Source organism: Dongia sp. (assembly GCF_041910485.1).
Lineage (GTDB): Bacteria > Pseudomonadota > Alphaproteobacteria > Dongiales > Dongiaceae > Dongia.
The window spans coordinates 27,629-49,928 of record NZ_JAYRQR010000058.1; the positions used below are offsets into that span (position 1 = coordinate 27,629).

25 protein-coding genes and 1 riboswitch are annotated in these 22,300 nt (G+C 62.6%); of the genes, 8 read left to right on the plus strand and 17 right to left on the minus strand.

Going from position 1 to position 22,300, the window contains the following annotated elements:
• The first annotated feature begins 85 nt into the window (after positions 1 to 85).
• Together ACE3PP_RS18765 and ACE3PP_RS18770 are read left to right on the plus strand one after the other, a co-directional pair.
• Positions 86 to 940, plus strand: coding sequence for an AAA family ATPase (locus ACE3PP_RS18765; RefSeq protein WP_374384804.1), 855 nt, complete (start codon positions 86 to 88; stop codon positions 938 to 940).
• A 10-nt stretch (positions 941 to 950) separates the two neighbouring features.
• A complete protein-coding gene (locus ACE3PP_RS18770; RefSeq protein ID WP_374384805.1) occupies positions 951 to 2,135 on the plus strand; it encodes a VWA domain-containing protein in 1,185 nt (394 codons plus the stop codon).
• Here the strand turns inward: ACE3PP_RS18770 and ACE3PP_RS18775 are convergent.
• The 5 genes from ACE3PP_RS18775 to ACE3PP_RS18795 form a co-directional block, all read right to left on the minus strand.
• A complete protein-coding gene (locus tag ACE3PP_RS18775) occupies positions 2,110 to 2,580 on the minus strand; it encodes a DnaJ family molecular chaperone (protein ID WP_374384806.1) in 471 nt (156 codons plus the stop codon). The two genes, ACE3PP_RS18770 and ACE3PP_RS18775, sit on opposite strands and share 26 nt — an antisense overlap.
• Positions 2,581 to 2,682: 102 nt before the next feature.
• The gene (locus tag ACE3PP_RS18780; protein ID WP_374384807.1) at positions 2,683 to 3,171 is read right to left on the minus strand and encodes a LysE family translocator; all 489 of its coding nucleotides are present in this window, start codon (positions 3,169 to 3,171) and stop codon (positions 2,683 to 2,685) included.
• 15 nt (positions 3,172 to 3,186) lie between these two features.
• Positions 3,187 to 3,315 (minus strand): hypothetical protein, encoded by a 129-nt coding sequence (locus ACE3PP_RS18785; protein ID WP_374384808.1) that lies wholly within the window; start codon positions 3,313 to 3,315, stop codon positions 3,187 to 3,189.
• A 31-nt stretch (positions 3,316 to 3,346) separates the two neighbouring features.
• On the minus strand, positions 3,347 to 4,711 hold the full coding sequence (locus ACE3PP_RS18790; RefSeq protein WP_374384809.1) for a glutamate--cysteine ligase: 1,365 nt from the start codon (positions 4,709 to 4,711) through the stop codon (positions 3,347 to 3,349).
• Between the two features lie 25 nt (positions 4,712 to 4,736).
• On the minus strand, positions 4,737 to 5,519 hold the full coding sequence (locus ACE3PP_RS18795; protein WP_374384810.1) for a 16S rRNA (uracil(1498)-N(3))-methyltransferase: 783 nt from the start codon (positions 5,517 to 5,519) through the stop codon (positions 4,737 to 4,739).
• Between the two features lie 76 nt (positions 5,520 to 5,595).
• On the opposite strand from ACE3PP_RS18795, the gene ubiA reads away from it, so the two are divergent.
• From ubiA to ACE3PP_RS18810, 3 genes are read left to right on the plus strand one after another with little or no spacing between them, the layout of a single operon-like run.
• Entirely contained in the window at positions 5,596 to 6,522 is a 927-nt protein-coding gene (gene ubiA, locus ACE3PP_RS18800; protein WP_374384811.1) for a 4-hydroxybenzoate octaprenyltransferase, read from the plus strand.
• Entirely contained in the window at positions 6,519 to 7,178 is a 660-nt protein-coding gene (locus ACE3PP_RS18805; protein WP_374384812.1) for a methyltransferase, read from the plus strand. Before ubiA ends, ACE3PP_RS18805 begins: the two co-directional genes overlap by 4 nt.
• Positions 7,175 to 7,897: an MOSC domain-containing protein gene (locus ACE3PP_RS18810; protein WP_374384813.1), complete on the plus strand. Its 723-nt coding sequence runs from the start codon at positions 7,175 to 7,177 to the stop codon at positions 7,895 to 7,897. The genes ACE3PP_RS18805 and ACE3PP_RS18810 overlap by 4 nt, the downstream gene beginning before the upstream one ends.
• 47 nt (positions 7,898 to 7,944) lie before the next feature.
• Here the strand turns inward: ACE3PP_RS18810 and ACE3PP_RS18815 are convergent, their stop codons facing one another.
• From ACE3PP_RS18815 to ACE3PP_RS18830, 4 genes are all read right to left on the minus strand, one after another.
• On the minus strand, positions 7,945 to 8,583 hold the full coding sequence (locus ACE3PP_RS18815; protein WP_374384814.1) for a peroxiredoxin: 639 nt from the start codon (positions 8,581 to 8,583) through the stop codon (positions 7,945 to 7,947).
• A 37-nt stretch (positions 8,584 to 8,620) separates the two neighbouring features.
• Positions 8,621 to 9,475, minus strand: coding sequence for a carbon-nitrogen hydrolase family protein (locus tag ACE3PP_RS18820; protein WP_374384815.1), 855 nt, complete (start codon positions 9,473 to 9,475; stop codon positions 8,621 to 8,623).
• A gap of 36 nt (positions 9,476 to 9,511) precedes the next feature.
• Positions 9,512 to 9,775: a glutaredoxin 3 gene (gene grxC, locus ACE3PP_RS18825; RefSeq protein ID WP_374384816.1), complete on the minus strand. Its 264-nt coding sequence runs from the start codon at positions 9,773 to 9,775 to the stop codon at positions 9,512 to 9,514.
• 148 nt (positions 9,776 to 9,923) lie between these two features.
• Positions 9,924 to 10,694 carry a double zinc ribbon domain-containing protein gene (locus ACE3PP_RS18830; protein WP_374384817.1) on the minus strand — a complete coding sequence of 257 codons (771 nt, stop codon included), beginning with the start codon at positions 10,692 to 10,694 and terminating at the stop codon, positions 9,924 to 9,926.
• 93 nt (positions 10,695 to 10,787) lie between these two features.
• Here ACE3PP_RS18830 and ACE3PP_RS18835 point away from each other — a divergent pair, with 93 nt between their 5' ends.
• A complete protein-coding gene (locus ACE3PP_RS18835; RefSeq protein WP_374384818.1) occupies positions 10,788 to 11,645 on the plus strand; it encodes a methyltransferase domain-containing protein in 858 nt (285 codons plus the stop codon).
• 10 nt (positions 11,646 to 11,655) lie between these two features.
• Here the strand turns inward: ACE3PP_RS18835 and ACE3PP_RS18840 are convergent, their stop codons facing one another.
• From ACE3PP_RS18840 to ACE3PP_RS18860, 5 genes are all read right to left on the minus strand, one after another.
• Entirely contained in the window at positions 11,656 to 12,354 is a 699-nt protein-coding gene (locus tag ACE3PP_RS18840; protein ID WP_374384819.1) for a FecR domain-containing protein, read from the minus strand.
• Positions 12,355 to 12,411: 57 nt separating this feature from the next.
• A complete protein-coding gene (gene mutT / locus ACE3PP_RS18845; RefSeq protein WP_374384820.1) occupies positions 12,412 to 12,819 on the minus strand; it encodes an 8-oxo-dGTP diphosphatase MutT in 408 nt (135 codons plus the stop codon).
• The gene (locus tag ACE3PP_RS18850) at positions 12,816 to 13,400 is read right to left on the minus strand and encodes a GNAT family N-acetyltransferase (protein ID WP_374384821.1); all 585 of its coding nucleotides are present in this window, start codon (positions 13,398 to 13,400) and stop codon (positions 12,816 to 12,818) included. Before ACE3PP_RS18850 ends, mutT begins: the two co-directional genes overlap by 4 nt.
• Complete coding sequence (gene argJ, locus ACE3PP_RS18855) at positions 13,381 to 14,616, minus strand: bifunctional glutamate N-acetyltransferase/amino-acid acetyltransferase ArgJ (RefSeq protein WP_374384823.1); 1,236 nt, start codon at positions 14,614 to 14,616, stop codon at positions 13,381 to 13,383. The genes ACE3PP_RS18850 and argJ overlap by 20 nt, the downstream gene beginning before the upstream one ends.
• 95 nt (positions 14,617 to 14,711) lie before the next feature.
• The gene (locus ACE3PP_RS18860; protein ID WP_374384824.1) at positions 14,712 to 15,635 is read right to left on the minus strand and encodes a peptidylprolyl isomerase; all 924 of its coding nucleotides are present in this window, start codon (positions 15,633 to 15,635) and stop codon (positions 14,712 to 14,714) included.
• A gap of 216 nt (positions 15,636 to 15,851) precedes the next feature.
• Between ACE3PP_RS18860 and secA the strand changes: the two genes are divergently transcribed.
• Positions 15,852 to 18,494, plus strand: a complete 2,643-nt coding sequence (gene secA, locus ACE3PP_RS18865) for a preprotein translocase subunit SecA (protein ID WP_374384825.1) — start codon at positions 15,852 to 15,854, stop codon at positions 18,492 to 18,494.
• A 65-nt stretch (positions 18,495 to 18,559) separates the two neighbouring features.
• Here the strand turns inward: secA and pip are convergent, their stop codons facing one another.
• The 3 genes from pip to ACE3PP_RS18880 all read right to left on the minus strand — a co-directional run bounded on the left by pip (position 18,560) and on the right by ACE3PP_RS18880 (position 21,118).
• On the minus strand, positions 18,560 to 19,501 hold the full coding sequence (pip, locus tag ACE3PP_RS18870; RefSeq protein ID WP_374384826.1) for a prolyl aminopeptidase: 942 nt from the start codon (positions 19,499 to 19,501) through the stop codon (positions 18,560 to 18,562).
• 105 nt (positions 19,502 to 19,606) lie between these two features.
• Complete coding sequence (locus tag ACE3PP_RS18875; protein ID WP_374384827.1) at positions 19,607 to 20,113, minus strand: hypothetical protein; 507 nt, start codon at positions 20,111 to 20,113, stop codon at positions 19,607 to 19,609.
• A gap of 78 nt (positions 20,114 to 20,191) precedes the next feature.
• A complete protein-coding gene (locus ACE3PP_RS18880) occupies positions 20,192 to 21,118 on the minus strand; it encodes a diguanylate cyclase domain-containing protein (protein ID WP_374384828.1) in 927 nt (308 codons plus the stop codon).
• Between the two features lie 152 nt (positions 21,119 to 21,270).
• On the opposite strand from ACE3PP_RS18880, the gene ACE3PP_RS18885 reads away from it, so the two are divergent.
• Positions 21,271 to 22,131 (plus strand): phosphotransferase, encoded by an 861-nt coding sequence (locus ACE3PP_RS18885; protein WP_374384829.1) that lies wholly within the window; start codon positions 21,271 to 21,273, stop codon positions 22,129 to 22,131.
• A 41-nt stretch (positions 22,132 to 22,172) separates the two neighbouring features.
• A riboswitch (TPP riboswitch) is annotated at positions 22,173 to 22,285 on the plus strand.
• Positions 22,286 to 22,300: the final 15 nt, after the last annotated feature.

The following is a 22,300-nucleotide window of genomic DNA, read 5'->3' on the forward strand; positions in this document are numbered from 1 at the left end:
TGCTATACGAGTGAATTGGTTCCGCATGACGGTGCGGAGCGCTATAGATGTGCCTTGCGTTGGATTGCTAGGAAAGTCCCCTCAAATGACGAAATCTGCCAAGTTCACCGGCACCGAGAATTACATCACGACCCGCGATCTTGAGATCGCGGTCAATGCCGCCAGGACTTTGGAGCGGCCGCTGCTGGTGAAGGGTGAGCCGGGAACGGGGAAGACGGTTCTGGCGCGCGAAGTGGCGCTGGCGCTGGGCATGCCGCTCATCGAATGGCATGTCAAATCGACCACCAAGGCGGCACAGGGTCTCTATGAATATGACGCCGTGGCGCGCCTGCGCGACGGCCAATTGGGCGAGGCCAAGGTCCACGATATCTCAAACTATATCGTGAAGGGGAAATTGTGGGAGGCCTTCGCGGCCGACGCCCAAGTCGTGCTGCTGATCGACGAGATCGACAAGGCGGATATCGAGTTTCCGAACGATCTATTGCAGGAACTCGATCGCATGGAATTCTTCGTCTACGAGACGAAGGAGACGGTGAAGGCGAAATTCCGCCCGCTGGTCATCATCACCTCGAACAATGAGAAGGAGCTGCCCGACGCGTTCCTGCGCCGCTGCTTCTTCCATTTCATCCGGTTTCCCGACCGGGCGACGATGGAAAAGATCGTCGCCGCCCATCACCCCGGCATCAAGCATGATCTGGTGCGTGAGGCGCTCAATCTTTTCTTTGATATCCGCGAGGTGCCGGGCCTCAAAAAGAAGCCGGCGACGTCGGAACTGATCGATTGGCTGAAGCTGCTGATGGTCGACGACATCCCGGCGGAAGTCCTGAAGTCGAATGACCCGAAAATGGTGGTGCCGCCCCTCTATGGTGCGCTGCTGAAGAACGAGCAGGACGTGCATCTCTTCGAACGCGTGGCGTTCCTCGCGCGGCGCGGGCAGTAAGGCACGATTGATGTTCGCGGGTTTCATCACGTCCCTGCGCAACGAAGGTGTATCGGTCAGCTTGACCGAATATCTGACGCTGCTCAAAGCCATGAAGGCGCAGGTCGCGGTGCTCGACATCGAGGATTTCTATTATCTGGCCCGCGCGACCCTGGTGAAGGATGAGCGGCTGGTCGATCGTTTCGACCGCGTCTTCGCGCTTTACTTCCAGGGTCTTTCTGGCGTCTCCGAAGATCTCCTCGCTGAGATACCGGAGGAGTGGCTGAAGAAGCTTGCCGAGAAATATCTGAGCCCTGAGGAGATGGCGGCGGTGAAATCGCTGGGCGGTTTCGAAAAGCTGATGGAGACGCTGCGCCAGCGTTTGCAGGAACAGCAGAAGCGCCACGAGGGCGGTTCGAAATGGATCGGCACGGCCGGCACTTCGCCCTTCGGTGCCTATGGCTATAATCCGGAAGGCGTCAGGATCGGCCAGGACGGTTCACGCCATCGCAGCGCCGTGAAGGTCTGGGACAAGCGCGAGTTCAAGGATCTCGATGGCGATGTCGAACTGGGAACGCGCGGCATCAAGCTGGCGCTCAGGCGACTCCGACGCTGGGGCCGCGAGGGCGAGGCCAACGAACTGGATCTCGGCGGCACGATCCGGGCAACGGCGGCCAATGGCGGCGTCCTCGACCTGCATTTGCGCCCCGAGCGGCGCAACAAGGTGAAGGTGCTGCTCCTCCTCGATATCGGCGGGTCGATGGACGATCATATCGAGGAATCGGCGCAGCTTTTCTCGGCAGCGAAATCCGAGTTCAAGCATCTCGAGACGTTCTATTTCCACAATTGCGTCTATGAGAAGCTGTGGCGCTCGAATCGCCGCCGCTATGACGATTTCACGCCGACGCAACAGGTGATGAACACTTATGGACCCGATTGGTGTCTCATCATCGTTGGTGACGCGACCATGAGCCCCTATGAAATCACCCATGCCGGCGGGTCGGTCGAGCATTGGAACGAGGAAGCGGGCGCCCTGTGGATGGATCGGCTGCTGAAACACTATCCGAAGGCCGCCTGGATCAACCCGCGCGATACCCACCATTGGAGCTATACGGCATCATTGAAGCTGTTGAAGCAGATGATGGGCGAGCGGATGTTCCCGCTGACGCTCGACGGGCTCGACGGCGCGCTTAAAGAGCTCCGTCGGCCACACTGAGCGACGACTTCTCGCGCAGCTTGCGGATCTTGGCATAGGCCTCGTTGGCCTGGGCCGACATGCGGTTGGCGAGTGCCACGAAATCGGGGGGCAGGTCCTTCGACGCGATGTTGTCCGGATGGATCGGCATGATCGCCTTGTGATAGGCGGCCTTCACCTCGGCATCCGAGGCGGTTTCCGAGATGCCTAAGATATCGTAAGGGCTGCGGGTGGGACGGGTGGTGCTTTCCTGCGGCACGACGCGGCGGATCGCTTCCTTGCGGATGATCTCGACCGATCCATCGGACGTTTCGAACGGCAGGAACATGCGGTTGTCGTTGAGCGTATCGCTGACGCGCGTGCCGGGGGCCACGAACAGGGACATCAGGCGTTCGCTGCCATCGTCCAATTCGACCTGCATCATGACCTTATGGCGCGTCTTCTTCGTCTGAGAATTGTCGAACATGAAAATCTGCCGCCATCGCTCGTCCTGGAGCCAGCTTGGCGCCAATTGTGTTAAAAATTCGCTGCGGCCGGGAATAAACTGGTCTGTGAATAAAATCCTTGATCAGGCCGGGCGCCGGGCAAAGGCAAGCGCCAGACCGAGGCTCATCAGCAGGGCCCCCGAGGCCTTTTGCACCCGCTTCATCAGGCGGGGACGCGCCAACAGGCCCTTGCGGACCCGGCCGGCAAAGAGGGCGATGACGATATCGGGCGTCGTATTGAGAGTGACCGAGATCGCGCCGAGGGCCACGAACTGCAGGCCGACATTGCCTTTGGCCGGGTCGACGAACTGGCTGACGAAGGCCAGGAAGAAGGCCGCCGTCTTTGGATTGAAGACCTCGACCACGATCCCTTCGAGGAAGGCACGGCGGATGCCGGCCGGTTTCACCTCGAAATTGGAGAGGTCGAACCCGGCTTGGCGCCAGGTGCGGATGCCCAGCCACACCAGATAGACGGCCCCCACGATCTTCAGCACCGTGAAAACTTCCGCGCTCGCCATCAGGATGGCGGAGACGCCGATGGCGCCGCCGATCACATGCACGAAGCCGCCCAAGGCGGTGCCGAAGCTCTACGCCAAGCCTTCCGCGCGACCGCCGGAGATGGAGCGCGCCGCGACATAGAGCATGCCGGGTCCCGGCGCGATCGCGAGGGCAAAGGCCGCACCGAAGAAGATCGCGAAATGCATCGGATCTAACATTCCAAACTCCATGCGTGGCGGAACAGATCGCTCAGTAGGCGAATTCCTTGAATGCCGGGTCGACCGAGCCGCCCCACTTGCCGTTGAAGAGATCGAGCTTCAGCTCGGCCGGGGTCTTGCCGCTGTCGGCGATGATCTGCAGCGGATTGAGGAAACCCGATTCATCCATGCCGCCGAGATCCGCGGCACCCCGCTTCTGCAGGCCGGCACGCGCGATCTTCAGGACCTCGAGCGCCACGTCGCGCACGGTGCCGCCGCGGAACGGCGTCTTCAAGGCAAGGCGCGGCACGTTGCGGCGCAATTCCTCATGCTCGGCAATCGACCAGTCCTTGACGAGGTCCCAGGCGGCATCGAGCGCCGATTGGTCGTAAAGAAGGCCGACCCAAAGTGCCGGGAGGGCGCAGAGCCGTTCCCACGGGCCACCATCGGCGCCGCGCATTTCGAGGAAGCGCTTCAAGCGGACCTCGGGGAAAGCCGTCGTCATATGGTCGGCCCAATCGCCCGTCGTCGGGATTTCGCCAGGAAGTGCCGGCAGTTTTCCCTTGAGGAAGGCGCGGAAAGACTGGCCCGAGGCATCGATATACTTGCCGTCGCGATAGACGAAGTACATCGGCACATCGAGCATATAGTCGACATAGCGCTCGAAGCTCATCCCCTCTTCGAAGACGAAAGGCAGGATGCCGCAACGATCGGGGTCGGTATCGGTCCAGATATGCGAACGGTAGGAGAGGAACCCATTGGGCTTGCCTTCGGTGAAGGGGGAATCCGCAAAGAGCGCCGTGGCGATGGGCTGCAGCGCCAGCGACGTGCGGAACTTCTTCACCATGTCGGCTTCGGTCGCGAAATCGAGATTCACCTGCACCGTACAGGTGCGGATCATCATGTCGATGCCGAGCTTACCGCGCTTGGGCATGTAATCGCCCATGATCTTGTAGCGGCCCTTGGGCATCCAGGGCGTGTCGGCGCGCGGCCATTTGGGATTGAAGCCCATGCCGAGCACGCCGATTCCGAGCTCGCTGGAGATTTCCTTGACCTGCTTCAGATGCTCGCCCACTTCGCGGCAGGTTTCGTGGATGGTGCGCAAAGGGGCGCCTGAAAGTTCGAACTGCCCACCCGGCTCCAGCGTGATGTTCTCGCCGTTCATGGTGAGGGCGATGATATTGCCGTCTTCCTCGATCGGCTCCCAGCCATAGCGGGTGAGGCCGGCGAGCAGCTTGCCGATGCCGTTCGGTCCTTCATAGGGGACCGGGCGCAGCGTCTTGAGGTCGAAGACGAACTTCTCGTGCTCGGTGCCGATGCGCCATTCGGATTTGGGCTTGTTGCCCTTGGCGATCCAGTCGATGAGCTGGCTCTTGGCCGTCACCGGCTCGCCGCGCGATTTTGGCGGTGCTGACACGTCATTCTCCCCTTACTCGGGCTGTTTACTCAGGCGATTGACCGATCGGCGTCAATGGTGCGGGTGGCCGCTCGGCGCCGTCGCCAAGGATGCTTTGAAAGACCGCAAGTGCTGCGAGAGCGGCGGTGTCGGCGCGCAGGATTCGAGGTCCCAGCCCGACCGGGGTAACAAATGGCAGTTTTGAAAGCAGGTCAAGCTCGGATCGGGCAAATCCCCCTTCCGGGCCGCAAATGATAGCCCATGCGTTAGATTTATTCACATCGGACTTTAGGGCTGATAACGCCTCGCCGATGGGCAGCGCCGGGCCGGCTTCGGCACACAGAATGATTCGGCGCGCCGGGTCCCAATTGGCGATGAGGTCGCTCAAGGAAAGGGGCTCGTGGATCGCGGGCAGGGTCAGGCGCTCAGTCTGCTCGGCCGCCTCGATGGCGTTGGCGCTGAGGCGCTCGAGATTGAGCCGGGTCGTTGCCGTATGCTTGGTGAACACTGGTTGGAAGGCGGCGACGCCGAGTTCGGTCGCCTTTTCGACCAGGAAATCGACGGCATCCTTCTTCAGGGGCGCAAAACACAGCCAGACATCGGGCGTACCGACCTGGGGGCGGCGCAGGGCGCCCACCTCGATCGTCACATGTTTCTTGGCGATTTCGGCGAGGTGCGCCTCAAACTCGCCGTCGCGGCCATTGAAAAGGATGACCGGGGCGCCCGCTTCTCGGCGCATGACATTCTTGAGGTAATGGGCGGTGCGCTCCTCGGCCGCAAACTGCCGGCCGGGGGCGAGGTCCACCGTGACGTAAAGGCGTGGGATCATGTTCTTGAGCTATCGTTTGGCTGTCACTATGGTCGCGTGCCGACAAGCTAGCGCCGAAACATGACATGATAAACCCATGAACAAGGTCCCTGAAAACAGGCCCGGAGATATCAAGAGCGGCGACTGGGTCGACCGTTTCCTGTCGGCGCCCTTGCGCCCCTATGCGCGGCTGGCGCGGCTCGACCGGCCGATCGGGACCTGGTTGCTGCTCTTTCCCTGCTGGTGGTCGCTGGCTCTCGCCACGCCGCAGGGCTTTGCGCCGGACCTCAAGCTGATCCTTCTTTTCGCCCTCGGCGCCATCGTCATGCGCGGGGCGGGCTGCACGATCAACGACATCGCCGACCGCGATTTCGATGCCAAAGTCGCACGGACGGCGACGCGGCCGCTCGCCTCCGGTGCGCTCAACCTCACGCAGGCGCTCGTCTTCCTCGGCCTGCAATTGCTGGTGGGCCTCATCATCCTGCTGCAATTGCCCCTCTTCGCAGTGGGTCTCGGCGCAGCCTCCCTGATCCTCGTCGTCACCTATCCGTTCATGAAGCGGATTACCTGGTGGCCGCAGGCCTTCCTGGGTCTCACCTTCAATTGGGGCGCCCTCATGGGGTGGGCGGCGATCTGGGCGGGCCTTGCCCCGGCACCTGTCTGGCTCTATGTCGGCGGGCTGTTCTGGACGCTCTTTTACGACACGATCTATGCCCACCAGGACAAGGCCGACGATGCGCTCATCGGCGTCAAATCGACAGCGTTGCGTCTTGGTGCCGGCACCAAGAAATGGCTGTTGGCATTTGGCGCACTCACCCTCTTCTGTTTCGGCGCGGCCTTGTGGGCGACGGCGAGCGGCTGGATCGCCTATCTGGGGCTCGCCGGTGTCCTGGCGCATCTGCTGTGGCAATTGGTCGATGTCGATATCGACGACCCGGCCGACTGCCTCGACAAGTTTCGCTCCAACCGGTTCGTCGGGTGGATTCTCCTCTTCGGCATCGTGCTGGACCGGGTTTGGCTTTGAAGGGTCGCGCCGCCTTCATTCGCGCGCAAACCAAGATCGCCCGGCCGAGCCTGGTGCCGGAGCTGAAGCTGCACCTTGCCACCGAGATCAGCCCGATCTGGCGCGCGACACAGAATGAGCTCGACGATATGGAGCTGCCGCCGCCCTACTGGGCCTTCTGCTGGCCGGGGGGGCAAGCGCTCACCCGCTATATCATCGATCAGCCGGCGGTCGTCCGTGGCCGGAAGGTCCTGGACTTTGCGGCCGGCAGCGGCCTTTCCGGCATCGCCGCCGCGCGCGCCGGTGCCGCCTCGGTGATTGCTGCTGAAATCGATGCCTTCGCTGCCGAAGCGATCCGTCTCAATGCCGGCCTCAACAAGAGCTTGGTCGAGGTGGTGACGGATGACCTGGTTGGGCGCATGGATTTGGGCCTCGATATCGTCCTGGCTGGCGATGTGTGTTACGAGCGACCGATGGCGGAACGGGTCTTTGCCTGGTTCGAGCAACTGGCGGAAGCTGGTGTGACAATATTGATGGGCGATCCGGGACGCGCCTATCTGCCGCGCAAAGGTCTTGTCGAGGTGGCACGCTATCAAGTGCCGACCTCGATCGAACTGGAAGACAAGGATATGCGACTGACCCTGGTCTGGCGCATTGCGAAGGGAGAGATGGCGTGAACGTCAAGGTGAGCGGTCTTTATCGGTACCCGGTGCAAAGCGTGCGGGGCGAGGAGCTGGCCTCGGCGGCATTCGGCGCCAAGGGCATTCCCGGCGACCGGGCCTTTGCCATCGTCGACTTGGAATTGGGTGTCGTCGCCCATGCCAGCCGCGCCAAGAAGAATTATCGGCCGATCATCACCTGGAATGCGCGTTTTCTCACCGCCGTCGATGCGCCGCGCCCCGTGGTGGAACTCGATTTTGCCGATGGCGAAACGCTGCGCAGCGACGATGCGGAAATCGACCGGATCATCAGCGACCGGCTCGCCATGCCGGCGGCCCTGGTCGTCAATGACGGCAGTCGCGTGCCGAAACTCTACGAGCACAGCCACTGCCACATGCTGACCAGCGCGACCTTGCGGCGCCTTGCCGAGGAGCATCCTGACGGGAATTTTGCGCCGGCCCGCTTCCGGCCCAACATCATGCTCGATGCGGGCGAGGCGGTCGGCTTCCTTGAACAGGATTGGATCGGCAGCCATGTGGCAATCGGCAAGGCAACGTTCGACGTCAACGATGTCTGCAAACGCTGCGCCCTTACCACGCGCGCGCAGGGCGACTTGCCCAACGATCCAGGCATTCTGCATGCCACCGTCGCCAACAAGACCGTGGCCGGAATCTATAGTGCGGTGGCAAGGCCGGGCGCGGTCAAGGTTGGGGATGTGGTGAAGGTGATGGAATAGAAAAAGCCCCGCAGTTTCTTGCGGGGCTTTTGTTCGTCTCCTGCCGCTTACTTGTTCGGCTGCGGGGTGATGCGGAGATACGGTTTGATCTTCTTGTAGCCCTTCTTCGCGAAGAGTGTGTCGGCCTCGGCGTCGGGGACGCTGGGCGGGATGATACAATCGTCGCCATCGCGCCAATTGACCGGCGTCGCCACCTTGAAGTTGGCGGTGAGCTGCAGCGAGTCGAGGACGCGGATGATCTCGTCGAAATTGCGGCCGGTGCTCATCGGATAGGTGATCTGCAGCTTCACCTTCTTGTCCGGCCCGATGATGAAGACCGAACGCACGGTCGCGGTCGCATCGGTGTTCGGGTGGATCATGTCATAGAGTTCCGAGACCTTGCGGTCGGCATCGGCGAGCAGCGGGAAGTTGAGGGCGTGACCCTGCGTTTCCTTGATGTCGCCGATCCAGCCCTGATGTTCCTTGAGGCCGTCGACGGAAAGGCCGATCACCTTGGTGTTGCGCTTGTCGAATTCGGGCTTGAGGCGTGCCACCTCGCCGAGCTCGGTCGTGCAGACCGGGGTGAAGTCCTTCGGATGTGAAAAGAGAATCGCCCAGGAATTGCCGATCCAGTCATGAAACTTGATCTTGCCGTCAGTCGAGTCCTGTTCGAAATCCGGGGCGGTATCGCCAAGTCGCAGGCTCATAGCTAACTCCTCTGTCTCAATCTGTTTATCTTAGGTGTCATTCGCCAGCGGCGCTGAGCGGCGCCTGCGGCTTGGTGAAGCTGCGATCGTGAGTCAGGGCCGGTACGGCATAGCGCGCTTTCGTGACAAGCGCGGGATCGATTTCGGCCGTTACGACACCGACCTCGCTGCCGGCATCGGCCAGCACCTTGCCCCAGGGATCGATGATCAGCGAATGGCCATAGGTGCCGCGGCCGTCGGCATGGGTGCCGGTCTGGGCGGCGGCGAACATGAAGCAACCGGTTTCGATGGCGCGGGCGCGCAGCAGGACATGCCAATGTGCCTCGCCGGTCGGCACGGTGAAGGCGGCGGGACCGGTCAGATATTTGGCGCCGCCTTGCGCCAGCGCGCGGTGCAGATAGGCAAAGCGCACATCATAGCAGATGGTGAGGCCGAGACCGCCCCAGGGCGTATCGGCCACGACCGCCTCGACGCCCGGCCGCACCTGCGCGGATTCGCGGTGGCTTTCGCCGGTCGGCAGATCGACGTCGAACATATGGATCTTGTCATAACGGGCGACGATTTCGCCTGCCGGGTTGAAGACGAATTGCCGGTTGGCGATGCGGGTCGGTTCGGCCCGGACGGGCATGGAGCCGATCACCAGCCAGACGCCGAGTTCCTTGGCCAGACCGCAGAAGGCGGGGATGCCGGGATGTTCGGCCTCGGCCGGCGTCTTGGCGAGCGAGGCCTTCTTGTCGGGCTCGATGATCGTCGTGTTCTCGGGCGTCACGATCAGTTTGGCGCCCTGGGCGTGGGCGGCGCGGATGAGATCGCTGGCTGCGGCAATGTTCGGCGCCACGTCGCGCACTGAGTTCATTTGTACGCAAGCGGCAGAAAAGACGGTCTGCGTCATGGCGATGTTCCCTTAAGATGAATTGCGGTGCTGCGCTCAGTGCGCAGGTTCCAGCAGCGGCTTCAGTTTCCCGGCCTGGTCCAGGGCATAGAGATCGTCACAGCCGCCGACATGCTTGCCGTCGATGAAAATCTGGGGGACCGATGTGCGCCCGCCGGCCCGTTCGCGCATTTCGGCCCGTTTCTGCCCATCGGCCATGACGTCGATTTCGGTGAAATTGGCGCCGCGCTCCTGCAGGAGCTTCTTGGCCCGATAGCAGTAACCGCAAATCTGCGTGGTGTAGATTTCGACTTTAGCCATTTAAACACCGATCGAGGGTAAAACAGGGTTACCCGCCCACTGCTGCCTAATGTCAGTCTTTGAGGGCCGGTTGACAAGGGGGCGCGGTTCCGGCCGGCACAAGCAATCTTTGACGCGGAACGCAAAGAATTTAGGGTAGCCCCACCCATCAGGCCGACTGGATGACCCTGGCCACTGCAAGGACATGGACAGCCGCCGCCCCGCCGCGGCGGAGGGCGGCGGCGCATTGGCTGATGGTGGCCCCGGTCGTGACAACATCGTCGACCAGCAGGACTTTCCGCCCCGCCAGCATATCCGCGCGCTTCGGGTTGAGTGCGAAGGCACCGGCCACGTTGCGGGCGCGGGCGAGGCGGCCAAGATGCCCCTGGCGCACGGTGGCGCGTCGGCGCAGCAGCAAATCGGGCGCCGTCGGTTTTCCCGTGGCTTTTCCTAAGGCATTCGCCAGAAGGGCCGCCTGATTGTAACGGCGAGCGAAGAGACGCGACCAATGCAGGGGGACCGGTGCGATAAGATCGCAATCGGCGATGAGGTCCCGCCCGGCGCGCTGGGCCCAGGCCGCGAAACTGGGCGCCAGCGCCGTTCGGTCGGCATGCTTGAAGGCCAGGATCAGGTCCCGGCTGGCCTCGTCGTAGCGCAGCACCGCACGGGCCCGGTCGAAAGGGGGCGGGCTTTCGAGGCAGGCGGCGCACAGGGCATCAACGCCCAGATCGAATTCGAACGGATGGCCGCAGCAACTGCAGCAGGGCTCGCCAAGGAAACTCAAGGCACCCCAGCAGGTGGGGCAGAGGCCGGCAGATGCGGTCGACACGACCTCGCCGCATTTGAGGCAGCGCGCCGGGAGCACGGTATCGAGCGCGCGGTGCCACAGATGCCGGATCGGTCTGGGCAGCCTTGTGGTGATGGGCGGTGAAAGTGCCATAATCCTATTTGACGAAGAGATCATGGAGGCGTCAACCATCGATCGTGGCAAAGCCGGTTGCGCCGGGCAACGGCTTGGGCATACTCCGCCGCCATGAGCGACGATCCCCGCATATTCGACCATCGGCAATTGGCGCGGCAGCGGCAGCGGGCCGAGCCAGGCTTTGCCCGACACGACTTCCTGTTCCGCGAACTGGCAACGCGATTGCTGGATCGACTGGCCGATGTGCGACGCCAATTCCCCAAGGCCGCCGACCTCTCGCCGCGCGCCGGATTGCTGGCGGATATCCGCGCCGAACTGGATCCGGCGGTGGGTGGCATGACGACGCTTTCTGCCGCACCTTTGCTGGATGGCGATTCCCTGGTCGCCTTGCCGTTCGAGGCGGGCAGCCTCGATCTCGTCCTTTCCTGTCTTGGCTTCCATTGGATCAACGATCTGCCGGGCGCGCTCATCCAGATTCGCAATGCGCTGCGGCCCGACGGGCTCTTTCTCGGCGTCATGCTGGGGGGCGAAACCCTCACCGAATTGCGCCAGTGCCTGATGGAGGCGGAACTTGCCGAGACGGGCGGCGCCAGCCCGCGCGTTTCGCCGATGGTGGGGCTGCGCGACGCCGCCGGCCTGTTACAGCGGGCGGGCTTTGCCCTGCCGGTGGCCGATGCCGAAACGATCACCGTGACCTATGCGGATGCCATCGGCCTGATGCGCGACCTGCGCGGGATGGGCGAAGGCAATGCCCTCATTGCCCGGTCGCGCCGGCCGCTCAGCCGCAACGTCGTTGCCCGCGCCAGCCTGCTCTATGCCGAACGGTTTGCAGAATCGGACGGCCGCATCCGGGCGACATTCCAGGCCATCTTTCTTACCGGCTGGGCGCCAGATCCATCGCAGCAGCAGCCGGCAAGACGCGGCAGCGGCGAGGTAAGCCTGACCGATGTCTTCGGCCGTTCATGCTAGGCTTTTTGAATTAGTTCTGGCCGCCGCCTTGGCTGTCATGGCCGCCGGTTGAATTGTCTTTGCCGCGATCCTGGTCGCGCGAGTTGAACCAGCCATCGTCGACGACGCCGTCGGCCACAGAGATGACGCGATCGATGATCTCGATCCCATCCGGCGTCACGCGGGCGCTTTGCCCTTCTTTGATGTCGGCGACAGCGCCGTTGCCCTTGGCGAGAATATGCACGGCGCCGTCATCGAGCCCGATTTCAGTATTGCCGTTGGCGCGGACGCCGATCTTCACATTGGTGCCGCGGATGCTGATGGTCGCCGTCGGGGTTTCGATGTCCATCCCATCGGGCGGCATCAGGCCGGTGATCCACCGAAACGCGCCGCTGCCGAGGTTGAGGGTCGCCTCGCCATCGCCGCTTTCCTGATCGAAGGTGAAATGGTCGATCTGCACCTTGGCCTGGGCGCCGATCGTAAGCTCGGACCCGTCGACAAAGCCGATTTCGATGGCGCTGTTCTGCGTCGTCTCGATCAGTTCGTTGAAGACGATGCCATCGCGGCGGAACTTCGGTGTGCGGTTCCCTTGCGGCTCTGTCCCATAGACCGCGTTCTGCACGCGCTGCACCAGGCCAATCGGGTCGTCGGCCGCAGCCGATGCAGCGAAGGCGCCAGCCAGAACCGGCAGGCTGAGGAGGGCGACGCCGACTTGGACGATTGATCGCATTTTACTGTTCCCCGGGATTTTCATCGACTCGCAACAATCAGTGCGTGCCGAACGATCTCACAGCAAATCGCAGATCATGGCAATGAGCGGCTTGTCGGCCGGCGGCATGGGATAGTCGCCAAGTCGGGTCGGCCGGACCCAGGCAAGCTGTTGCCCTTCGCGCCCATGTACCTGGCCTTCCCAGCGCCGGCATACATAGAGTGGCATCAGCAGATGGAACGTTTCATAGGTATGCGAGGCAAAGGTGAGGGGAGCGAGGCAGCTTTCCTTGACGTCGATGCCGAGTTCCTCGTGCAGCTCGCGGATGAGAGCGGCTTCCGGCGTTTCGCCGTCATGCACCTTGCCGCCGGGAAATTCCCAGAGGCCGGCCATGCTCTTTCCTTCGGGGCGCTGCGCCAGCAGAACGCGGCCGTCGGCATCGACAAGCGCCACTGCGACCACCAGAAGCATCTTCTTGTCCGTCATGCGGCGCGACCGGTGGCGCGCAGCCAATCGTTGCGCTTGAGGCGCCGATGGATGACCGGCAGGTGGCTGTTCTGGGCCCGCGAATGGATCTCTCCCGTGCCGGAGACGGCAAAGCCCAATTTCTCCAGCACACGGTGCGAGGCGTCGTTGACCGTCACGGCCGAGGCGATGAGTTCAGGAAGGGCAAAGTTTTCGAAAGCCAGACGCACCAGCCGGCCGGCCGCCTCGGACGCATAGCCGAAGCCCCAATATTCGCGGCCGATCCAGTAACCGACTTCCGGCCCCTCGGCGGTTTTCTGCAGGCCGACACAACCCAACAGGCGGTCACCGTCCTTGCGCTCGATCGCCAGGACGATCGCAGCTTCCGGATCGTCGAGGAAGCGCGACACCGCATCGGGTGACGCTTCCGGCGTCGCGATGAAATCCTGCGCCATCTTTATGTCGTAGGGATGCGGGATCGTCGCCGTGTAGCGCGCCACTTCGAAATCGTTGACGAGGCGCGTCACCTCGGCCGCGTCCGACTGCCGGAGCGGGCGCAGGCGCAGGCGTTCCGTTTCGATGTCAGGAACGATAATCGGCATTGATCTCGATATAGCGATGGGTGAGGTCGCAGGTCCAGACGCGCGCCTTCGCCTTGCCCACACCGACATCGACACCGATATGGACGTCGCGCGTCTTGATATGGGCGGCGACCGGCGCCTCGTCATAGTCGGGGCGGCGCTGGCCGTTCTTGGTGATCTCGACGCCGCCGATGCTGATCGCCAGCTTGTCGCGGTCCGCTTTCTCGCCGGATTTGCCGACCGCCATGACGATACGGCCCCAATTGGCGTCTTCGCCGGCGATGGCGGTCTTAACCAGCGGTGAGTTGGCGATGGCAAGGCCGATGCGGCGCGCGGCGGCGGCACTGGCGGCTCCGGACACTTCGATGGTGACGAGCTTCTCAGCGCCTTCGCCATCTTGGACGACCTGCACGGCAAGGTCGGTCAGAAGCGAGTCGAGCGCCGCGCGGAACTCCTTGAGGATCGGGTCAGTGGCCGAGACGGGCTTCTTGTGCTTTCCGGCCAAGCCCGTCGCCACCAGCAGCAGCGTGTCCGAGGTCGACGTGTCGCCATCGACGGTGATGCAGTTGAAGGATTTGTCGACCGCCTTCGACAGCAGGGTCTGCAGGATGGGAGCCGGGATCTTGGCGTCGGTCGCCACGAAGGCCAGCATCGTCGCCATATCGGGGGCGATCATGCCGGACCCCTTGGCGATGCCGTTGATGGTGACGGTCGTATCGCCGATCCTGGCGGTGCGGGTGGCCACCTTCTCAAACGTGTCGGTGGTCATGATGGCCCGGGCGGCATCGTTCCAGGCATCTTCCTTGAGGTCTTTGACGAGGGCCGGCAGATTGTCGGTGATGCGCGCATCGTTGAGCGGCTCGCCGATGACGCCGGTCGATGCCACGAAGATCTCGCGCGGCTGGCATTTCAGGGTCTTCGCGGCGGCCTTGACGCAGCGATCGGTGGAGGCGACGCCGACCTTGCCGGTAAAGGCGTTGGCATTGCCTGCATTCACCAGAATGGCCCGCGCCTTGCCGCCTTTGAGATGCTTGCGGCAGAGATCGACCGGCGCCGAGCAGGTGAGCGACCGGGTGAGGACACCGGCGATGGTGCTACCGGGCGCCACTTCCATCAGCATCACGTCCTTGCGGCCCTTGTAGCGCACGCCGCATTCGCGGGCGGCCAATCGGACGCCTTTCAGGGGCGGCAACGGATGAATCACGTTCGGTGCAAGCGGCGAGACCTTGGCGCCCATCTGTCGTCGGCCTTTCTGAGGTTGGGTATCAGTGTTGGGTAGAGGATAAATGTTACCGGTCCGGTATCGACCGGACCGGTAACGCCGTCGCTATCTTACTGCGCCTGCTTCACGCCGCCATTGGGATCGATGACCTCGAGCTTGGAGGCATCCTTGAGATCCTTGGCGACCTGTTCGCGCAATTCCTCGACCAGGTCCAGGCGAACCTCGTCCTTGGTCTTGTTGAAGGTCGGCAGGGCCTTATTGCGGTCGCCCGTGACGCGGATGACGTGATAGCCGAACTGCGACTTGACCGGGGCCTTGCTGGTCTCGCCATTCTTCAGCGCGAATGCCGCGTCTTCGAATTCCTTGACCATCGCGCCCTTGGTGAACCAGCCGAGCGCGCCCTTGTTGCTCTTGGCGCTGGGGTCGATCGATTTTTCCTCGGCGAGCTTGCCGAAATCGGCGCCCTTCTCCAGATCGGCGATGATGGCTTTCGCCTCTTCCTCGGTCTTGACGAGGATATGGCTGGCCGCGATCTCGCGCTCCGGCGGCGTCTTCTTCAGGTCCTCGTCGAACTTGCTCTTGAGCTCGTTGAAACGGGCGTCGACTGCCTCATCCGTCACCTTGTCCTTGATCATCTTGTTGAAGAAGACCTGGCGGATGGCGTTGTCCTCGATCTGGCGCACATTCTCATCGACCAGTTTGACCACGTCGGGGTCCTTGTCGAGACCGTCGGCGCGGCCCTTTTCAGCGACCAGCTTCAGGAAGATGAAACGGTCGAGCAGCTGCGGGAAGAACTGGTCGATATTGTTGCGGATCTGCGGGTCGAGGCCGGACGCGGAATCGATGATGTCCTGGCGCGTGATGTCGGTGCCGTTGAGCTTGGCGACGACCAGCTTGGGGTCGGGCGTGCCCGGTGTGGCAGGAGCCGGCGCGGTGGTCGAGCTGTTATCCTGGGCCCAGGCGGGAACCGCGCTGAGGGAGAGGACCAGGAGGGCGCCGGCCGCGAGGGCCTGGCGGAAAGTCTGAGTGGCCATGGGATTAGGGGTATCCTTTGGTGCCTGAAAATGCCCGGCCGGGGACGGCCGCTTCAGGCCGCCAACCCCGCGGGCGCCGGGGACTATGCCGCGCGCCAACCGTCCGCACAAGCGGAAAGGTCAAGGATTTCCGGTACTTCACCCCAAGTTGACAGGGCCATTGCAGAGACCTATCTCTTGCCCAACCAGATTCCGGAATTTTAAGGATTTCCCAACATGTTCGCGGCTTTGGCGCGGCGGGTCTTCGGATCCGCGAATGACCGTTTTATCAAGGGCCTGGACAAGACCGTCGCCGCCGTAAATGCCCTGGAGCCAGAGGTCCAAGCCCTTTCCGATGAGGCCTTGAAGGCGCGCACCGACTGGCTGCGCGGGCGGCTGGAAAAGGGGGAGACCCTCGACGATATTCTGCCTGACGCGTTCGCTACCGTCCGCGAGGCGGCCAAGCGTACCCTGGGCCAGCGCCATTTCGACGTCCAGATCAAGGGCGGCATCGTCCTCCATCAGGGCAAGATCTCGGAAATGAAGACCGGCGAAGGCAAGACCCTGGTCGCCACCCTGCCGGTCTATCTCAATGCGATCGAAGGCAAGGGTGTCCACGTCGTCACCGTCAACGATTACCTTGCGAGCCGTGACGCCAACTGGATGGCGCAGGTCTATCGCTTCCTGGGCCTCAGTGTCGGCAGCATCGTTCACGGCCTCAACGACGAGCAGCGCCGTGCCGCCTATAAGTGCGACATCACCTACGGGACGAACAACGAGTTCGGCTTCGACTACCTGCGCGATAACATGAAGCATCGCGCCGAGGATATGACGCAGCGCGCCTTCAACTTCGCCATCGTCGACGAAGTGGACAGCATCCTCATCGACGAAGCGCGCACGCCGCTTATCATCTCGGGCCCGACCGAGGACAATTCCGACCTCTATTACAAGGTCGACAAGCTGATCCCCCATCTGGTCGATGAAGATTTCGAGAAGGACGAGAAGTCGCGTCACGTGACGCTGACCGATGCCGGCAACGAACATATCGAGCAGTTGCTGCGCGGCGTCGGCCTGATGAAGGCGGGCACGCTCTACGACACCGGCAATATCAGCCTGGTCCACCACGTCAACCAAGCCCTGCGCGCCCATAAGCTCTTTACGCGCGATGTCGATTACATCGTCAAGGAAGACAAGGTCGTCATCATCGACGAGTTCACCGGTCGCATGATGGAAGGCCGGCGCTATTCCGAAGGCTTGCACCAAGCGTTGGAGGCCAAGGAAAACGTCACCATCCAGAACGAGAACCAGACTCTGGCCTCGATCACCTTCCAGAACTATTTCCGCATGTATCCGAAGCTTGCCGGCATGACCGGCACGGCCATGACGGAAGCGCCGGAATTCTCCGATATCTACGGTCTCGACGTCGTTGAGATCCCGACCAACGTGCCGGTCAGCCGCAAGGATTACGACGACGAGGTCTATCGGACCGCCGCCGAGAAGTTCAAGGCGATTACCGAACTGGTCGAGGAATGCCGCGCCCGCAACCAGCCGGTCCTGGTCGGCACGGTGTCGATCGAGAAGTCGGAGATGCTCTCCGACTATCTGAAGAAGAAGAAGATTCCGCACGCAGTGCTCAACGCCCGCTATCACGAGCAGGAAGCCTATATCATCGCCGATGCGGGCGTTCCCGGCGCCGTCACCATTGCCACCAACATGGCCGGTCGCGGTACCGACATCCAGCTCGGCGGCAACGTCAAGATGCGGGTCGAGCGCGAGCTCAAGGACCTGCCGGAAGGACCCGAGCGCGAGCAGAAGATCGCCGCGATCCTGGCCGATGTCGAGGCCAAGAAGAAGATAGCGCTGGAAGCCGGTGGCCTCTTCGTCGTGGCGACCGAACGGCATGAAAGCCGACGCATCGACAACCAGCTGCGCGGTCGTTCCGGCCGCCAGGGCGATCCCGGCGCCTCGCGCTTCTTCCTGTCTCTCGAAGACGATCTGATGCGTATCTTCGGGTCCGAGCGCATGGACACGATGCTGAAGCGCTTGGGGCTGAAGGAAGGCGAGGCGATCGTCCATCCCTGGATCAACAAGGCGCTTGAAAAGGCGCAGCAGAAGGTCGAAGCGCGCAACTTCGAAATTCGTAAGAACCTGCTGAAATTCGACAACGTCATGAACGACCAGCGCAAGGTCGTCTATGAACAGCGCCGCGAGATGATGGGCGCCGAGGACCTCAAGGAAGAGGTGCTCGCCATGCGTCACGAGGTGATCGAGGAGCTTATCGGTCGCTATGTGCCGGAAAAGGCCTTTGCCGAACAGTGGGACACGAAGGGCCTGCACGAAGAAGTGCTGCGCATCTTCGCGCTCGATTTGCCCTTTGCCGATTGGGCGAAGGAAGAAGGGATCGCCGACGAGGCGATGCGTGAGCGTCTGGTCGAAGCGGTCGACCGCAAGATGGCTGAAAAGGCCGCCAATATCGGTTCGGAACTGATGCGCGCCATCGAGAAGTCGCTGGTGCTGCAGGTGCTCGACCAGAATTGGAAAGAGCATCTCCTCAACATGGACCATCTGCGCCATGCGATCGGCCTGCGCGCCTATGGTCAACGCGATCCCTTGAACGAGTACAAGCGCGAAGCCTTCGAAATGTTCGAGGCGATGCTGGATCGTCTGCGCGAGCAGGCGACGTCGATGCTGTCGCATATCGAAGTGCGGGCCGAGGTGCCGCAGCAACAGGCAGCTCCTGCGGCACCTGCGCCGGCGGCGAGCCCGAATGGGATCGACAAGAACAACCCGGCGACTTGGGCCAATCTCAACCGCAATGCCGAGTGCCCCTGCGGGTCAGGCAAGAAGTACAAGCACTGCCACGGCCAGTTGACCGCCTGAATCGAAAGTCAGTGCGAACTGAAAAATAAGAGCCGCCCGTCCAGAAGCGACGGGCGGCTTTTTGTTTACGCGGCGAACTTGTCCGTCGCGGTAATGAGCTGGTTCATGATGCCCGGCTCGTCGAAGGCGTGGCCGGCATCGTCGACGATGACGAAGTCGGCTTCGGGCCAGGCCTTGTGCAGTTCCCAGGCGGTCACGGCCGGGGTGCAGACGTCATAGCGGCCCTGGATGATGATGCCGGGAATGTTCTTCAGCTTGCGAGCGTCGCGAATCAGCTGCCCTTGATCCATCCAGCCGGCATGCGTGAAATAGTGGTTCTCAATGCGGGCGAAGGCCAGGGCGAACTGATCCTGTCCATAATTGTTGCTGTTCTGCTTGCTGGGCAGCAGCTTGATGGTGCTGCCTTCCCAGACACTCCAGGCGCGCGCCGCTTCGAGCTGCGCCTTGGTGTCCGTGCCGGTCAGGCGCTTATGATAGGCAGCCACCAGATCGCCGCGCTCGGCTACGGGGATGGGGGCCAGGAACGATTCCCAGAGATCGGGGAAAAGGTTCGAGGCGCCTTGCTGATAATACCAGTCGATCTCCCGCTTCTGCAGCGTGAAGATGCCGCGCAAGACCAGTTCGCTCACATGCTCAGGATGTGTCTCGGCATAGGCAAGGGCGAGGGTCGAGCCCCAAGAGCCACCGAAAACGAGCCATTTCTCGACACCCATGATGGCGCGGAGCTTCTCGATATCCTTGACCAGGTCCCAAGTCGTGTTGTTGTCGAGGCTCGCATGCGGCTTCGAGCGACCGCAGCCGCGCTGGTCGAACAGCAGCACGCGGTACTTCTTCGGGTCGAAGAGGCGTCGATGAGCCGAACTGCAGCCGGCGCCGGGGCCGCCATGCAGGAACACGGCGGGCTTCCCTTCCGGATTGCCGCTGATTTCCCAATAGACCTGGTGGCCGTCGCCCGTCTCGAGCATGCCGGTGCGATAGGGTTCGATCGCCGGATAAAGCGTACGCATGAATTGTCTGTCCTGCAGGATGGAGACCGTTGGAAGGTCCACAGGATTAGGCGATCTCGCCGCGTGGGGCAAGTTGGCGACAGGGGTGGGCCGGCGCCGAAATTCCTAGTCTGACTTCACGCCGTCGAGGGGCAAGTCGCCGCATTCGATCGCCTGCCGAAGAGCGGCAAGGCCAAGTTCGACTTCTTCGGCCATTTCGCGTGAGCGGCGCACTTCGGCGATGTCGATCTCACCGATGGGGCCGCGCCGACCGCTGGCAAGATCGACGATCTGGGCGAGGTAGCGCCCCTTCAATTTGGCGGCGAGCCGTGCCACGCGTTGCACTTCAACCGGGCTGCAGGAATTGACGGCGTGGGCCGTCTCGGCGCGCGTGAACGAACGGACATCGGCGCTGAGGTGGTAGAGATATTGACCGACGCTCGGCACGTTCTCGAACACTTTGGCGCGGGTCGGCGTGGCCGGTCGGGCCGGGCGCGCATCGGCAAAGCCTGCCTGCGGTACTTTGAGCTTGGTCACGTTCCCAGACCCGTCGACACGCTGGGTATTCAGCTCTATCCGGCTGGGATCGTTACTCTTTTCGGACTCAGGGCGTTTCGAGAACATCGACAACATGGGCAGATTCTTCCCCTTGCTACGGACCGGGCACCATCCTGGTCCTATGCGATGCAAGGGGTGTGCCGGGCCGGATGATCAGGCAAAGACGAAGAGATTGGCGCCGTGGTCGCGGGCCTGCAGCATCGCATCGGTTGCCCGCGACAGCAGGCCTTCGGCGCCGGTGGCGCTGGTCGGATACAGCGAAATGCCGACCGCGACATTGATGGAAAGCGGGCCGATGCCCAGCGACAGCGGCCGGGTCAGTTCCTCGATGATCTTCTCTGCCACGATTTGGACGTCTTCCACGCGCGGCATGGATTCAGCAAGTACGGCAAGCTGCTGCCGTTCGAAGCGCGAAACCGTATCGCTGCCGCGCAGGACGGGCGTAATGCGCTGCGCCAATTCGTTCATGGCGAGATCCTGATAAGGCCCATCCTCGCTGTGGCCATCCGGCAGGTTCTCGATGTCGATGAGCAGGATGGCGAAGAAATCATGGTTGCGCTTGGCGCGGCGGACGGCGAGCGACAGAATTTCCCAGAAAAGGATCTGCGTGGGCAGGCTCGTTACCGGGTCAAACAACCGCAAACGCGTGAGCTTGCGCTCCGACTCCTTGCGGGCAAGCGCATAGCGCAGCACGCGGCGCAGCATGGCGGGCGTCAATTCGCCTTGCGCGATGACGTCGGTGACACCCGCCGCCAGGGCGCCCTGGGCGATCTGTGACGCCTCATGGTCGACGAGGCCGATCACCGGACCATTGCGCGAGAGGGTAGGGATGGCTGCCAGCAGATTGTGGTGCTGCGTACCGCCGCCGCGCAGGTCGTAAAGACCGACACCCTGTGTCCCTGCCGCACCAAGGGCGCGCGCCGCTTTTTCCGGATCGCCAGCCACGACCAATGCAACGGCTTCCACGTCCTTGGCGCCGCACAGCGATTCAAGCTGTGTCTTCAACTGCGTATCGCCGGTGAGGGCAACTAGGACCATCTCGTTGTCGGTCATGGACTGAAAGTCTGCCTCGCCGGACATGATTGCTCGCCTTGCTACTGGTGATGCCGGACGGTGACAGAGGCGCATGGTTCTGGCAAGGCGCTAAGCCCCCACTTGTCCCCTTGTGACTTGCCCCGGCCCCTTGCTCTGCGCTAATTGGCCCTATGCAATTGACCCCAGAAATTGAGTCTTTGTTTACCATAGTTCCGGAACTGGCGGCAGTACCGCGCGCGGCGTGGCAACTCTCGCCGCTGGGCGGTATCACCAATCGGTCCTATCGCCTGCAGGGAGGCGGACAGGATCTGGTGCTGCGTTGGCCTGGCGACAGCGCGTCGCGCTATCTGGATCGACGCGCCGAACCGGACAATGCGCGGGCAGCGGCCGGGCTTGGTCTGGCGCCCCGCGTCATTGCCGCGGATCCCGATGCGGGCTGGTACCTGACTGTTTTCGAAACTAGGTCCCGTCCGCTCACCGGTGCAGACGTCGTCGATCGCACGACCTATGGCGCCATCATCGATCTGGTGACGCGGTTGCACCGGGCGCCAATCCGCTTTGCCACGCGGCAAGGTCTCTTCCAGGCGATCGACCTCTATTTGGACCTCGCGCCGACGCCTCTGATGGCGGAACTGAGGCGCGCGCTGGAGCCGGCTCGGCTGGCCTTGGCACGCCATCCCTTGCCCTTGGTGCCCTGTCATATCGATCCGAACCCAGCAAACTTTCTGCGTCGCCCGGACGGGAGCTTGCTGCTGATCGATTGGGAATTCGCGGCGATGGAGGAACCGCACTGGGACCTCGCGGCCGTCGGCCAGGAAGCGGAAGTTCCGGAGCCGCTAGAGCAGGCCCTGATCCTGCCCCTGGTGGGAGCGGCGCAATGGCCACGCTTCCAGCTCTATAAAACGGTGCTCAATCTGGTTGCCGCCAGCTGGTGCGAGGCCGAGCTATCAGCCGGCAACGATTTCGCCGGTCTCCGGGATTTGCGCGACGCCCGAGTGGCGCGGCTCAAATCTCGCCTCGCCCAGCCGGAACATGCGGACTGGCTCCGCACTGCTTGACAAGGCGGGTTGACAAGACAGGTCTCTGTCGCAGAAAGTGGCCGCACTCAACGGGGTGCCCCAGGTGCAGGGGCTGAGAGAAGCGAAAGCGCGCTTCAACCCGCGGAACCTGATCCGGGTCATGCCGGCGGAGGGATATGAGTCAGCGATTGCAGCTCCCGGAGCCCCA